This is a genomic window from Exiguobacterium sp. s56, assembly GCF_018618255.1.
GTDB classification, from domain to species: domain Bacteria; phylum Bacillota; class Bacilli; order Exiguobacteriales; family Exiguobacteriaceae; genus Exiguobacterium; species Exiguobacterium chiriqhucha.
On sequence record NZ_JACSLR010000002.1, the window covers coordinates 194416 to 209486 of the forward strand.

Sequence of the window (15071 nt, forward strand, 5' to 3'; positions counted from 1 at the left end):
AGGGGTTTTTCTGTCAATCTCTTGAATTTTTCAGTTCATGGGTCAAAATAATCTTGGCCGTATCATATTCCCGTTGTTCAATCATTCCGCCCGCATGCAACTCATCGAGTTCCATCATCATGAGCCCGATTTCGGCATCGCGCTCACCGATATAAATGATCGTGCCGAACGATTTCAAAAATTGCTGGACGTCATAAAAATTTTTCATCGTTCGTCCTCCATCGCGGTGAGCACGAAACGGTACAGCAGTTCCCGGGTCGCTTCGAGCGATTTGAGATGCGTCCGCTCATAGCTATGGCTTGACTCGATGCCTGGTCCGACGAGCGCGTGGCGCACATCGTAGCCGGCTCCGATTGCAGCCGAGGCGTCCGATCCATAGTACGGATAGATATCGACTTTATGGGCGATGTCATGTTTACGGCATAGCGCGGTGAATTGACGGCGCAACCCGAGATCATACGGGCCTGACGAATCTTTCGCACAAATCGAAACTGTATACTCGTCCGAGTGTTGCCCGTCCCCGAGCGCACCCATATCGACAGCGATATATTCAGTCACCGCTTCGGGAATTCCGGCGTTGCCCCCGAACCCGACCTCTTCATAGTTCGAGATCAAGTAATGGACCGGGTGTGGCAACTCCGCCTCGACCAGATCTTTCGCCAAATCGAGCAAGATGGCAACGGACGCCTTGTCATCGAGATGACGTGATTTGATATAACCGGCGTCGGTCTGACGGAAGCGCGGGTCGAATGAGACGAAGTCCCCGACCTCGATACCGAGGGCCCTTACGTCTTCGGCTGTATGGACGTCCGCGTCCAAGCGCACTTCAATCGTTGACGCCGTCCGTTCGGCGCTATTCGTATCCTTATAGACATGGACGCTCGATTGATGAATGAGAATCGTTCCTTCAATCGGCGCACCCGTCTCGGCATGAACCAGACAGTTCTCCCCTTCGATTGCGGTCCAGGCGTATCCGCCGACTTGCGTCAAGCGCAAGCGGCCGCTCGGCAAGATTTCTTTCACCATCGCGCCGAGCGTATCGACATGGGCCGTCAACAGGCGGGCTCGATTCGATTTGCCCTCAAATGTCGCCAGAAGCGCCCCTTTGTTCAAGCGTTTCGTGGGGATCCCGAGTGCCGTCAGTTCTTGTTCGACGAATCCGATCGCCTCGTCCGTCATCCCGGACGGACTTGGAATTTCAACCAATTGCTTCAACGTTTCAATCATACCCTTACTCCTTTGTCATCGATTGTAGCCGAGCCAAAATAATATGCCGGACGTCACGAACACGAGCCCCGCAAATAGCAGGCGACGTTTCTTCACATGTTCATCCGGTAAGCCGACCACTCCCGCCATCAGAAAGCCCCCGACGAGTCCACCCGCGTGTGCGGAATGGTCCAAACTAGCGCCAAGGACGAAAGCGAGTCCCACGTTTAATCCTAACATAATAAACAGTGGAGGGCCGAGTGTCTTCATAAATAAGGAGCGGTCGCGCAGTCCGAAATAGAGCAGTGCGCCGACAAGCCCAAACAATGCCCCGGACGCGCCGGCCGAGATGGCTTCGCTGAACGCATACGAGGCGACCGTGGCGATGACACCTGCCAACAGATAAATGGTGGCGAAACGCGTCGACCCGTACATCCGTTCCACGAGCGGGCCGAGTGACCAGAGCGCGAACATGTTGATGGCGAAATGGAACCAACCGATATGAAGGAACATCGGTGTGATCAGACGCCACCATTCTCCTTCGTCGATGAGAGGATTCACTTTCGCACCGAAGCGGATGAGCGTGTTCGGATCGAGCGTCGAGCCGATTGATTCGGCGAACCACATGACGAGGAACGTCACGAACATGAGCGCATAGACGAACTGAGGCTTCCCAAAGGCGAACCGTTGCTTCAGTTCATTTTTCCGTTGTTGGTCGAGGGCGACGGCACGCGGGCGATATGACGTTTCCGTTTCGGCGCACGGCCGCATCTCGAGCTTCACTTTTGCCGCAATCGGGAACGTGAGCGACGACAGACGCTCTTCATCGACGAGCGGGTCACCATAAATGTGGACATGGAGCTTCTCGCGGCCGATTCGGGCCAAGCGAAACGAGTTCATGACCGCCTCGACGTCCAAGGCGACATGGTTCGCCCACGCCTTATCTGTCCGTATGTAGAGGTGATAGACATCCCCCGCTTTCGTGTCGAACAATAAAAGTGCCCGCGAGGGCTCTAAGACGCCCTCGATGCGTCCTCCTGCTTCGACGGCACGATATACATCTTCCCAAAAACAAGCTGGTTCTGTCATGTTGGCTCACCTCCTTCTATACTTTCATTCTAAAGGAATTTAGGCAGGACGACAAAATCGAGCATCGCCCCAATCTGCCCCGCTCTTCCGTCGGTCCACAAAAAAACCGTAGTGGCGGGAGCCAACTACGGTCATGACAGAACGAGTAATCGTTCTTATAAGACAGGTTGCATCGTTTTCAATAACACTTCTGCCGAATGATGCATCTTTTGTTTTTCTTCGTCTGACAACTCGATTTCCACGACTTGACGGACTCCTTGGCGGTTGATGATGGCCGGTACACCGATATGGATATCGTTCAAGCCGTATTCACCATCTAAATGTGCGCCGACCGTCAACAACGTGTTCTCGTTACGGAGCACAGCCTTGACGAGACGGAGCAAACCGAGGCCGATGGCGTAGTACGTCGCGCCTTTGCGCTCGATGATGTGGTAAGCCGCGTCCCGAACGTTGACGTAGATGTCTTCGAGGTCTTCCCATGTATACTCGTCGTTCTCTTCAAGCAACTGCTCGACCGACTTCCCGTAGATGCGGGCGTTGCTCCAGGCCGCGAATTCCGTGTCTCCGTGCTCACCCATGATGTAGGCGTGGCAGTTGCGTGGATCGACGTTGAAATAGTCACCGAGCATGTAACGGAGACGTGACGTATCGAGTACCGTTCCTGATCCGAACACGCGGTGTTTCGGTAAACCTGAGTATTTCCAAGCCAAATGTGTCATGATGTCGACCGGGTTCGAGGCGATGATGATGATGCCGTCGAATCCAGATGCCATGATGTCCCCAATCATCGATTTCATGATTTTGGCGTTCTTCTCGACGAGGTCGAGGCGAGTTTCACCCGGTTTTTGCGGAGCACCGGCAGTGATGACGACGATATCTGCTGCACCACAGTCCGTATAGTCCCCTGCCCAGACGCGCATCGGTGAAGAAGCGAACGAGACGCCGTGGTTCAAGTCCATCGCTTCGCCTTCCGCCTTCGATTTGTTGATGTCGATAATGACGAGTTCCTCACAAAGACTTGCTGTCGTCAATTGGTACGCAAAGCTGGCACCGACCGCTCCGGCCCCAACGAGCGCGACGCGTGTTACTTTTGCATGATTTAATGTTTCCATATTGATTCTCCACCCTTCGAACAATCTGTTTCATGTTTTTGTTATGTCTGTTACATAAAGATTGTAACATCATTCACAAACACTCACTACTAAGGAAACCGTTTTCACTTTGGCGATATTGTGACAAAATTCACATTCGTTTGAAACATCTACATTTTCTGTACTACCCTCATCGTAACAAGAGGAAACTAATCGTCGCGGCCGCGGCGATCGACAAAAAGTTGACGGCGTCATTGCCGAGAAAACGCCAGCCCGACACATAAGCCGTCGGCTCACGATGATGCATTTTCTTCTCGGTCAATTTGCCGCACACACGGCATCGATATTTCCGTTGCACCGTGGCCCCTAACAATGTGTCGACGACGCTGCCGCTCAATCCGAGAGCAATCAAGACGAGCGCGAACGTCACATCGATCTCGATAAATGGAAGCGAGGCGAGGATGATGACCGTGGCCCCGACAATCGACATGACCGTACCGAACACGGACACCCCACCACTCGTTCCCGGTTCGACTTCACGGAACGTCCGAATCGAGCGCGGTTTCTGCTTGGCGAGGACGCCGAACTCAGATCCCCACGTATCACTCGTCGCTGCGGCAATCGAGGCGACATAGGCGAATAACCAGGCATCGTTTGGCGCAAGAATCATTCCAAGCGCCGTCACCATGCCGACGCCCCCATTGGCGAGCACTTGTACGAAATCACGGGGACCCGATTTCTCAACAATCTCATCGACAGGCGCCTTGTCCCGGGCACGATATTTCGAGGCGAGCGACGATGTCGAGAAGAAGACACCGAGTAAATAGAGCCCGAACCAACCGAAACCGTAGCCGATGACCGTCCCCGTCACGACCGTCAAGACGGCACCGGAGCGGGTCAACGAGCGCAATCGATAGCCGGCAAAGGCCACCAAACAAGTTACAACGAAGATGGCGAACATAAAATCGTTTCCCTTTCCGTCACGATGAATTCGACAGGAATGTCGTGTGGCTCAATCGGGATCTCATCGAGCAGTTGAACGTCATAGGCCAACGCGATGGTCGTCCCTTTGTACGTGGCGAGGTAGCGATCATAATAGCCGCCTCCCCATCCGATTCGATAGCCGGACCGGTCAAACACGCGGCCGGGGACGATACAGACGTCAATCGAGCGCATCGTCGCTTCAGTCGTCGGCTCCAATATATTCATGACGCCCGGCTCGAGGTCTTCTAGCGAATGAATCTCATGGAACGTGAGTCCCTGTTTCGTAACTTTCGGCACAAACACCAATTTTCCTGCCTTCCATGCTAAGCGGATGAGCGGCAACGTATCAATCTCTAAATCGAGGGCGAGCGTAACAGCCACCGTGTCCGCCTCTTGCCACGCCTTCAGTTCGGTCAATGTATGTATGATGACGCGGTCCCGGTCCGACCGGTCGTCGAGTTCACGGATTTGACGATGTACGGCTTGCCGAAGTTGTTTCTTTTCAATCATTTCAATTCCCCCTTGTTCAAAAAAAAGGCCGCCACATGAGTGACGGCCAGTCTCATTATTTCACTTCGCGGTAAAGCGTGTGACGACGGAGACGTGGGTTGTATTTGCGCAATTCGAGGCGCTCTGGGTTGTTACGTTTGTTTTTCTTCGTGATGTACGTGCGATCGCCTGTTTCTGTGCAAGCTAGTGTGATTTTAACGCGCATTTCTTTCACTCCCATCTTACTAATGTTGTATCAAGTGCTTTTGCTTTACAGTCTAAGCATACTCAATTATCCTACCAATTTTTATTTGAAAAAGCAAGGTTATTTCGTGTTCTTTTTCAAACGTTTTTGCCCGTATGGCGAAGCATCGAGCGGCAGGCAGGTTTTTACGTTATCACCAATCGCATAGCGCATTCCGACTTCCTCAGTCGATAGTTGTTCGCAGATGTACACCGTGTCGGCTTCAGCGAGGACGCTGTTCTCGATTCGGTGAATCGCGTCGAACAGACCGCCGTGTCCGTGCGGATTGCGGGTCGTTTCAAAGGACAACATAGTTGAGTATAACGGAACTTGTAGTGCTTTCGCAAGCGAACGTGCCGCAGGAATCGTCATCCAATCAAATTGATGGATCGCTTTGAACGGAACTTTGGCCACGAGCTCATGCGCAAGTTTGACGTACGCCACGTTTTGGGCCGCGACTTGGTTCATCACGTGCTCCAAGAACGGGCTCGTCAGACGAACGCGGTACACGTGGACGTGGTTGTGACGTTCATACTCCGGTAACCCTTCCTTGAACGGGGTCAAGACGTACACCGTCTCGCCTTCCGCCGCCCGGGCTTCGACCTCGTCGATGACACGGCGTCCGAGATCACCGACGACGTTGCCTGTATATTCTGGCGTCAAGACGAGAATCGCCTCGCCTTCACTGCCACGTTCCTCAGTCACGTAATAGTCGTGCGGAGACAGGAACGTGTCGATGTCAATGTCCACATCATCAAGGAACGGATACGCGCGATAATGGTCGGCGAGCAGTTCATCCGATAACTTGTCTTGATATAGGGCGGTCTCGAGCTCAGCGAACAGACGTGTGTGCTCGCGGAAGCGTTCGGCTGCATATTGGGCCGTCGTCTGTCCGTCGAGGATGAAGGCCCAGTCACTCGATACGGCGAGGACGTAATGTCGCACGAGTTGAATGAGCGCCCGATCGACGAGCGGTGAGGCGTGACGATAATCGGCCACGTCTTTGACGAGTTGTGTCTCCATCATGTGCAAGTGGCGGAGCATCCATTCGTTGCGCTCGTTGATCCACACATCACCATAACCTTTACGCCCCCACGTGTTCATCGAGACGTGTACTGTCTCGAGGTCTTGGAAGTGGCGCTCGAGGAACAGGGCCGGCGTAATCGTCTCGATTCCGAACTCTTCGAGCCGCTCGGCGACCTTGCCGAGGAATTCAGGTCCTTCAAACCACCAATGTCCGAACAACTCGGCATCGAACGGTGCCGTCACGAGGAACGGCGGGAACATTTGTCCACCATGGGCCTCGAGATGCCCTTCGAGCGTCTGCGCAAAATCGAGGGCGTGGTTGTCGATTTGATGTTCGGCCCAGGCGCGGACATAATAGTCTTTCTCATCCGAGTCGCCCGTGATGCGGTGCATCTTCAGACCGGTATCGAATCGAATCCCTTCTGGGTGCATGAACTTTTCAATATACGCCCAGTCGCGGTCATAGGCGAGGTCACGATAAAACTCGCGATAGTCAGGATGGCCCGGATACCCGATCATCGAGCTCCAAATCTTCCCGGAGATGATTTGGTCACGCGGGAACAAGGCGACGCCATGCGGCGAGTAGACCGGTGCGCCAATCCCCTTGTCCGGAGTAGGGTCGGCATCGAGTAAAGCGTGCTCATCGACGAACGTATAACGAACGCCTTCCTCGTACAAGATGCGGTCGACACCCGGCGTATAGGCACACTCCGGCAACCAAATGCCGGTCGGGCGGAACCCGTAATGACGCTCGAAACAGTTCAAACCGGTACGGATTTCCGTGCGGGCGGCCTGCTCCGTGAACAAGTGCGGGTTGAAGCCGTGCGTCGCCGTACATGTGACCATATCGATGAACCCTTGCTCACGATATGTACGGAACGCATGGTTCAAGTTTTTCTCCCAATGAAGAAACGTCGTTTTTAAGTCATTGTAGCGCTGACGATAAAAATGAAGCGTCTCGACTTCCGGTTCGCTTCGCCCTTCGGCGAGCTCGATGTCAATCAATTCAAGCATCTCATCCAAGTGCTCCACGTAACGGTCCTGGACGAGCGGGTCGGCGAGCATCTCGACGACGGGCGGTGAGATACTGACCGTCCAATGGAGCGGTCTCTGCAGACGGTCGACTTGCCACAGAATCGGGATATATGTCTCGGAGATGGCTTCATACACCCATCTCTCTTCTAAGCGGTGTTTCTCTTCATGTCGCACGTACGGAAGGTGGGCATGAAGGACGAGTGAAAAATAACCTGGTTTCATCAAATAAATCCTCCTCAGCGCACGAATCGATATGCAGAATATTTAGGTAGCGTGTCGAGAAGTTCAGGAGACTCGACTTCCCCGTATTGCCAACGTCGTACCGGTTCAGCGAAACGACCATGGCCGGCCGGCTCTGCCCGTGGCGTATCAATCGGTGAAGACGCGAGCAACGGAAGGAACTCCCCTTCCATCGTCCGAATGCCAAACTCGAACACATACGTCGTGTTCGGGTCGAGTGGCCGAACGAACCAACTGTTCGTCATCTCCGGCAATTCGAACGTATACGATCGGTTCGCATGACCGCTCGCGTAATCGAGCAACGTGATGTCAAGGATCCGGAACGCCTTCGGCAAATCTTCCCACGGACGCATGAACTGCATCGATAACGTCTCTTTGACGCTGTCAGACACTTCCCAAAAGACGTAGACGGCGTTCGGCGATTGGACGACCGCATGCATCAAATCTTGATCATAGCGGTCTGGAAGCTTCCAGAACCCGTCTGGGCCTTTATCTAACAGTGGTGATTGGACTGGCAGCTCATGTTGTAGCGTCGAAGCGACCTGCGTCCCAGATGAGGCGGGTACTTGCTTCGGTTTCGGACTCATTGCTTTCTTCCCTTCGGTCTTTCGTTTTGGAGCGGCGGCTACCGGTTTGGCTGGTTCGCCGTGTTGGGAACGCCATTTACGCCAAGCGTACTGCACTTTCCCGACTGGCATGTCTAATTGTTCTGCAATCTGTTTTAACGTTAGTCCTTGTTGCTTCAAGGAAACGATTTTCTCTTCCATCTATTTGTGGCTCCCTTCCTAAAAAAAAATCCATGTGTTCTACTATTCGCCTCCAACCCGTGAATTCCTGCACAAAAAAAAGTAAAGAACAACTGGCCTGTTGTTCTTTACCACTCTTCTTACTGGTTTAAATCATAATGTTTCCCTTTTTCGAGGAAAATGAGGTGTTCGCCGAAATTGGTCACGTGATCGCCCATCCGTTCTAAGTAGCGGGCGATGTTCGAAAATTCATAGACGTCGTTCGTCCCGACAGCCATCGTCGGCACAGAGCCCATGTATTGCTTAATTGTTTGTAAGTTCAAGTCATCGATGACTTTGTCCATCTCGTTCAAGTCACGGACTCGGCTGACCTCGCCTTTTCGATAAGCACGCGTCGCCAGCTCGAGCATGTCAATCAACTGCTCGGCCATTTGCTTAAGCGGCTTGATATCCAACACGTACGGGACGTGTTCGATGCGGGTCACGGCTTTGGCAATGTTTGTCGCATAGTCCGCGATGCGCTCAAGGTCTGTCGCCGATTTCATCGTCACAATCAAGCGACGCAGGTCAGTCGCGACCGGTTGTTGTTTCGCGATCAATAGAATCGCCTCGTCATTGATTTCGAGCTCGAGATCATCGAGTTCATTGTCGTTGTCAATGACCGTCTGGGCGAGCTCGAGATCGTGTTTTTCAAGCACTTCGATGGCCGTAGCCGTTTGACGCATCGTCAAATTCGCCAAGCGAACGACCTTGTCTTCTAATTCGTTTAACTTCGTATCAAAAAATGTGCGATTTTGTGCCATGATTGTCTCCCCTTCTTAACCGAACCGGCCAGAAATGTAATCTTCAGTCCGTTTGTCCGTTGGATTCGAGAAGATTTTATCGGTCGCATCGAACTCGACGACTTCTCCGTTCAAGAAGAACGCCGTCTTATCCGATACACGAGCTGCTTGCTGCATGTTGTGCGTGACGATGATAATCGAGTACTGCTCTTTCAACTCTTGGACGAGCTCTTCGACTTTTAATGTCGAGATCGGGTCGAGCGCTGACGTCGGCTCATCCATGAGGATGACGTTCGGTTCGATGGCGAGTGTGCGGGCAATGCAGAGACGTTGTTGCTGTCCACCCGAGAGGCCATAGGCGTTCTCGTTCAAGCGATCTTTCACTTCATCCCAAATCGCGGCGCCACGAAGCGAGCGCTCGACGATTTCATCGAGTACTTTTTTGTTTTTGATGCCGTGTGTACGTGGCCCGTACGCCACGTTGTCATACACCGATTTCGGGAACGGGTTCGGCTGTTGGAACACCATACCGACCGACGTGCGAAGATCTTCAACTTTATAATCGCGGTCAAAGATGTTGCGACCATGATACAAGATTTCACCGTTCGTACGGACAGACGGCACGAGCTCGACCATCCGATTCAACGTCTTGATGAACGTCGACTTCCCGCAACCCGACGGACCGATGATGGCCGTCACTTCGTTTTTCTTGATGTCGAGGTTGACGTCGATCAACGCTTGATCGTCGCCATACCATAAATTCAAGTTGTTCACGACATAGGCACTTTCTTTTTGCATCACCGTTTCGTTCGGTTGAGTCGTCGTTGTATTCACTTCATGATCTCCTTTGAGTTCTTTTTGTTTCATCATCTCGAGAGTCCTCCTCGTTTACTGCTATGACTTAATGTCGGTTCGTGTACTTGTTACGGATATAGATGGCAGCCGAGTTCATGATGATCAACATCGTCATCAATACAATGATTCCGGCAGCGGCCAAGTTTTGGAATTCGGCTTGCGGACGGCTCGTCCAGTTGTAGATTTGAATCGGGAGCGCTGTGAAATCAGAGAACACATTGCTCGGCGTCGTCGAAATGAACGTCGCTGCTCCGACCATGATCAATGGGGCCGTTTCCCCGATTGCTCGCGATACGGCCAAGATGATTCCCGTGATAATCCCTGGAATCGCCGACGGCAAGACGACGTTGAACGTCGTCTGCCACTTCGAGGCTCCGAGTGCGAGCGACGCATGGCGCAATTCCATCTTGACGGAACGGAGCGCTTCTTGTGACGCGACGATAACAATCGGTAAACTCATCAGTCCGAGCGTGAGAGCTCCGGCCATGATTGAGTTCCCAAGTTCCATAATGCGAACAAAAATCGTCAATCCGAGCAATCCGAAAACGATTGAAGGGACACCGGCCAAGTTTGAAATATTTACTTCGATAAATGATGTGACACGGTTTTTTGGTGCATACTCTTCAAGATAAATCGCAGCACCGACACCGACGATAAACACCATCGGGACGATCAACATCATCAACCAAAGTGATCCAATCAAGGCTGGATAGAGCCCGGCCTGTTCAGGTCGACGGGATGGGAAGTTGCGGAGGAAGTCCAAATTCACCCAGCCGCCACCTTTAGAGACGACATCATAAATCAATGTCGATAGGACGAGCAGGGCAAAGACGAGCCCTGCTAAAAAGACGTACTTAAAGATTTCATTTAATTGGAGACGGCGCTTAATCCGTTGTGAAACGGAAGCACGGTCCATCAAGTTCTTCGTATTCTTGAACTCACTGTTCGGCAATGCCATATTAGTACTCCTCTCTGAAGCGGCGCGTCACCCAGTTCGCGAATAAGTTCATCACGAGCGTAAAGATGAACAACAATGCGCCGACCGCATAGATACTGTAGTATTCGATTGTCCCGTATCCTGCATCACCTTTGGCGATTTGGACAATATAAGCTGTCATCGTTTGAATCGCGTTGAGCGGGTTGAACTCAAAGTTCGGTTGTGACCCACCTGCGATTGTTACGATCATCGTCTCACCGATGGCACGGCTCATCCCGAGGACGATTGAGGCGATAATCCCTGAGAGCGCGGCTGGCATGACGACTTTAATCGCGACTTCAAGACGCGTCGCGCCAAGGCCGAGGGCTCCATCACGAATCTTTTTCGGGACGGCGCTCATCGAGTCTTCCGAAATCGAAGCGATCATCGGAATGATCATGATTCCGACGACGATTCCCGGGCTGAGTGCGTTATAGATTTGAAGCCCTGGAATCAACGCTTGCAAAATCGGTGTGACGAACGACAAGGCAAAGAATCCGAAGACAATCGTCGGAACGCCAGCAAGCACTTCAAGAATCGGCTTCAAAATCGTGCGGGCACGCTCAGACGCATACTCGCTCAAATAAATCGCCGACGCCAAACCGAGTGGTACAGCGACAATCATGGCAATGACCGTAATCTGGAGTGTCCCCATGACAAGGGCCCAGACGCCGAAACGTTGATCGGCACTAAGCGGATACCATTCGGTCGAGCCTAAAAACTCGGCGACCGGTACGCGCTCGAAAAACTTGAACAGTTCAAAACCGAGTGTGAACGCGATGCCGACCGTCGTGACGACCGAAACGAATGCGCTCAAGAATAATAAGAACGGCATGACTTTATCAAACACGTTCGTCGTACTATATTTCTTTTTCTTATTGGCTTCAATCATCTCTCGAATTGACAGCCCTTTGTTTGGTTGATTCATCTCGTGTATCGCTCCCTACCTCTTCATACTAGAAAGCACGGCGAGAAGGCGAGAGCGACTCTCACCTTCTGCCTTCTGCGCTATTACTCGCCAGCGATCTCGTCGATCACTTCAGCGTTCTCATCATATCGTGCTTGTTCCATTCCGACATATCCAACTTCTTCTGAAAGGGCTGCTGCATTTTCATTCAAGAAGCGTGTGTAGTCAGCGACTTGTGGCTTGTCTTTCAATGACGCGTTGTTCACGTATGTGTAAATCTCACGTGAGAGCGGGTATGAAAGATCGTTGATCGTCTCTGTCGTCGGTTCGACGCCTTCGACGTTCATCGCACGAAGCGTATCTTGGTTTTCAATGTAGTACGCATAACCGAAGAATCCGATCGCACCTTTCGTACCGGCGACCCCTGTCACGAGGACGTTATCATCTTCTGACAATTGCGCGTCTTCACGAATGTCCGTGTCTTCAAGGACGGCTTCATTGAAGAAGTCGAACGTTCCTGAGTCTTTACCTGGTGAGAAGAATGAGATTTCTTCGTCTGGCCAGTCTGAGCGGACGTCTTTCCATGTCTTCACGTTAGGGTCAGTCCACATCTTGTTGAGTTCGTCGATTGTGATGTCTTGAGCCCAATCGTTCTCTGGGTTGACGACGAGCGAGAGACCGTCGAGAGCGACAGCGAGTTGTGTATACTCGACACCGTTCTTCTCGGCTTCAGCCGCTTCTTCTTCTTTGATTTCACGTGACGCGTTCGAGAAGTCTGTCTCGCCTGTTACGAAACGTTTAAATCCGCCACCCGTACCTGAGACACCGACCGTGACTTCAACGTCTGGCTGTTCAGCTGAATATTCTTCGGCTACGGCTTCCATAATCGGGAAGACTGTTGACGAACCGTCCATGACGACTTTACCTGAAAGTCCTTCACCGTCGGCTGCGCCGCCACCTTCTTCATTATTCCCACACGCGGCACCGATGATGGCCACCGAAGTGATTGAAGCGACTAAAGCTGATTTTTTCATCCAAGACATTTCTGACGTCCTCCTTGAGTTTGCTTTGATTTGTGTTGTGGCTTCGTTGTTCTGTCCTACAATTAACATCCTAATAAACTACTATTAACGAGAAATAAACGGAACGTAAAAGAATTGTAAAGACGAAAAAAAGAAGCCACCGAAGTGACTTCTTTATTGAATCTGTGCTTGGACGTCTTCTAAGTCGAAATACGCCTTCATGATGTCGTGCGCGACACGGGTGTTGATCCCTTCCGCCTCGAGGCCTGGCATGATGATGGCCCAAGCGATTTCCGGGTCATCATATGGCGCCCAGCCAACGTGGTTCGAGTTGAGTGTCTTAATCGGTTCACCGTTCGCGTTTCGCTTCGCTTGACCATCTGGCCCTTCCGCGATCGCTTGAGCGGTACCGGTCTTACCGGCCGCCGTGATTCCCGTCTGTTGCAGGATACGAGACGTTCCACTCTCGACCCCTTGCCGGAATCCTTGGCGCGCCCGTTGAAGAAATTCATCACGAATATCGACTTTATTGAGCGCGTTCGGTTGGAACGTGCTGACGACTTGCTTGTTCGCTTCGTCGAGCGAGCCAGGTTCGATGATTTCTTTCAAGAGATGCGGTTGAATCCGGTATCCGCCGTTCGCAAGCGTCGACGTATACTGCGCCAATTGAATCGGCGTGTATGAGATGAACTGACCGATCGACATATCCATGAGGAGCGTAACACGGTCCGGTACGCTACGGAATCCGATTGATTCATATGGGAGGTCGATCCCTGTCTCAATTCCGAGTCCGAACTGCTTATAGTAATGTTCCATCGTATTGAATGCCTCGGTCACGTTCTCTCCGACGATTTGGCCGGTCGAGTAGTAATCGGCGAGCCGCAGGGCAATTTGGAACATATAAATGTTCGATGATAACGCGAGGGCATCAAGGTCGTTGATGTTCCCCATGTTCCGGTACGACGACTTGAGTGACGAACCGATACGAATCGGCGTGTCATAAATATATTCACCCGGTTGGATGACTTCTTCTTCAAGTCCGAACGCGACCGTCGCTCCCTTGATTGTCGAGCCGATTTGACTCGCCCGCAGGACCGTCCCGGTCGAGACGTCTTTGAATTCGTTCGTTTCATAGTCGAGCTCTTGTCCCGAGAGGGCGAGCAATTCACCCGTTTGCGGGTTCATGACGACGGCGAAGGCACGGTCAAAGTGCGGGCTGCCCGAGCGGCCGGCTCGAATCGCTTTCTTCAAAATCTCATCGATTTCTTTTTGGAATTCGATGTCCGTCGACAAGATGATATCTTTCCCTGGGTTCCCGCTAACGCGAGTCGGTTCTCCGACCGGTTCCCCTTTATACGTCGTGAAGACGTCATAGGCCGGGGTCCCGCGTAGCACGTCCTCATACTGTTGTTCGAGATAAGACGTTCCGACCCGATCATTCAAGCCATACCCCTTCGCTTGATACGAAGCGCGCTGCTCGGCTGGGATTTGACGATAACTTCCGAGGAAGCTTTGGAACGTCTCACCGAACGGATAATCCCGCTGATAATACGGTTCGACACTGACGCCAGGGAGCAGTTCCAAGTTTTCTTCAATCAGTGCCATTTCTTTTGGAGACGCCCCGATTTTAATGACTTGTGGGTCGAGCGCATAGCCTGACTCCATGTTATGTTTGATAGCGATGATTTCTTCGGTCGCATCGTCAAACGTGATTTCCGCGTCCGTGATGGAATCGAGCAACAACTGGTCGACGTCTTGGTTCGACAAGGCGGCCCGTTCTTCTTCCGATAAATCAGCCAACAGGTTTTGGACCCGTTCTTGCGAGCGCTCCGGATCGATGGCAATCCAATAATCCTTGCGGTCCCGCTCCGTCACTTTACGGTCCTTCTCCGGCACGTCGACGATTTCCGCGAGCTTGATGGCGACTTCGAGCCGCTCTTCCGTCTTCGTCACTTGCGACCGGCGATACATGACCGAGTAGTTCGAGATGGTGTCGGCGAGCACTTGGCCGTTGCGGTCATAGATTTTACCGCGCGGTACCTCGTACTTGATTTTGCTTGATTCGGTCTTCTGAACTTCACGGGCAATCAACTCACCGTTGACGATTTGGACGACGCCTAAACGGAAAATGAGTGTCGCGAATAAGATGAAGACGATAAAGAACAATAAGTTCAATCGCAACGGAAGGTGGTTGCGCCGTTTCTTCGGCACTTTCACACGGTTTCTGGCCAATTCAGTTATCTCCTTTCTGATTCAATTCCTTCTATAAGTATAGGTAACGTATATGTCAGTGTTATTTCTATTTTTCGACTCGATTTTCACTATATCATAATTTGTTTACAAAATAATGAAATGTAGAAAAAATCCCGAGATTCAATC

15 protein-coding genes are annotated in these 15071 nt (G+C 52.0%); all 15 read right to left on the minus strand.

The genetic code is table 11. The annotated features are described in order from the left end of the window. Window positions 1-13: 13 nt before the first annotated feature. On the minus strand, window positions 14-208 hold the full coding sequence (locus tag KNP71_RS03985; RefSeq protein WP_021065735.1) for a YqgQ family protein: 195 nt from the start codon (window positions 206-208) through the stop codon (window positions 14-16). Next, window positions 205-1227 (minus strand): M42 family metallopeptidase, encoded by a 1023-nt coding sequence (locus tag KNP71_RS03990; RefSeq protein ID WP_131471266.1) that lies wholly within the window; start codon window positions 1225-1227, stop codon window positions 205-207. Before KNP71_RS03990 ends, KNP71_RS03985 begins: the two co-directional genes overlap by 4 nt. Window positions 1228-1242: 15 nt before the next feature. Then, window positions 1243-2295, minus strand: a complete 1053-nt coding sequence (locus tag KNP71_RS03995) for a rhomboid family intramembrane serine protease (RefSeq protein WP_214830044.1) — start codon at window positions 2293-2295, stop codon at window positions 1243-1245. A 155-nt stretch (window positions 2296-2450) separates the two neighbouring features. Next, a complete protein-coding gene (locus KNP71_RS04000; RefSeq protein ID WP_021065732.1) occupies window positions 2451-3407 on the minus strand; it encodes an L-lactate dehydrogenase in 957 nt (318 codons plus the stop codon). A 169-nt stretch (window positions 3408-3576) separates the two neighbouring features. Beyond that, complete coding sequence (locus KNP71_RS04005) at window positions 3577-4347, minus strand: DUF92 domain-containing protein (protein ID WP_058763916.1); 771 nt, start codon at window positions 4345-4347, stop codon at window positions 3577-3579. Then, window positions 4326-4880 carry a 5-formyltetrahydrofolate cyclo-ligase gene (locus KNP71_RS04010; RefSeq protein WP_214756517.1) on the minus strand — a complete coding sequence of 185 codons (555 nt, stop codon included), beginning with the start codon at window positions 4878-4880 and terminating at the stop codon, window positions 4326-4328. Before KNP71_RS04010 ends, KNP71_RS04005 begins: the two co-directional genes overlap by 22 nt. A gap of 55 nt (window positions 4881-4935) precedes the next feature. Further along, window positions 4936-5100 carry a 50S ribosomal protein L33 gene (rpmG, locus tag KNP71_RS04015; protein ID WP_255313299.1) on the minus strand — a complete coding sequence of 55 codons (165 nt, stop codon included), beginning with the start codon at window positions 5098-5100 and terminating at the stop codon, window positions 4936-4938. 84 nt (window positions 5101-5184) lie between these two features. Next, a complete protein-coding gene (locus KNP71_RS04020) occupies window positions 5185-7386 on the minus strand; it encodes a 1,4-alpha-glucan branching protein domain-containing protein (RefSeq protein WP_214830047.1) in 2202 nt (733 codons plus the stop codon). Window positions 7387-7400: 14 nt separating this feature from the next. Continuing rightward, complete coding sequence (locus KNP71_RS04025) at window positions 7401-8171, minus strand: DUF4912 domain-containing protein (RefSeq protein WP_214714628.1); 771 nt, start codon at window positions 8169-8171, stop codon at window positions 7401-7403. A gap of 119 nt (window positions 8172-8290) precedes the next feature. Further along, complete coding sequence (gene phoU, locus KNP71_RS04030; RefSeq protein ID WP_214830049.1) at window positions 8291-8953, minus strand: phosphate signaling complex protein PhoU; 663 nt, start codon at window positions 8951-8953, stop codon at window positions 8291-8293. Between the two features lie 15 nt (window positions 8954-8968). Next, window positions 8969-9730: a phosphate ABC transporter ATP-binding protein PstB gene (pstB, locus tag KNP71_RS04035; protein ID WP_242678926.1), complete on the minus strand. Its 762-nt coding sequence runs from the start codon at window positions 9728-9730 to the stop codon at window positions 8969-8971. 103 nt (window positions 9731-9833) lie between these two features. Next, window positions 9834-10745, minus strand: a complete 912-nt coding sequence (pstA, locus tag KNP71_RS04040; RefSeq protein WP_058763923.1) for a phosphate ABC transporter permease PstA — start codon at window positions 10743-10745, stop codon at window positions 9834-9836. 1 nt (window position 10746) lies between these two features. Next, on the minus strand, window positions 10747-11691 hold the full coding sequence (pstC, locus tag KNP71_RS04045) for a phosphate ABC transporter permease subunit PstC (RefSeq protein ID WP_021065724.1): 945 nt from the start codon (window positions 11689-11691) through the stop codon (window positions 10747-10749). An 83-nt stretch (window positions 11692-11774) separates the two neighbouring features. After that, window positions 11775-12713, minus strand: coding sequence for a PstS family phosphate ABC transporter substrate-binding protein (locus KNP71_RS04050; protein ID WP_214827262.1), 939 nt, complete (start codon window positions 12711-12713; stop codon window positions 11775-11777). Between the two features lie 153 nt (window positions 12714-12866). After that, the gene (locus KNP71_RS04055) at window positions 12867-14924 is read right to left on the minus strand and encodes a peptidoglycan D,D-transpeptidase FtsI family protein (RefSeq protein WP_198662263.1); all 2058 of its coding nucleotides are present in this window, start codon (window positions 14922-14924) and stop codon (window positions 12867-12869) included. Window positions 14925-15071: the final 147 nt, after the last annotated feature.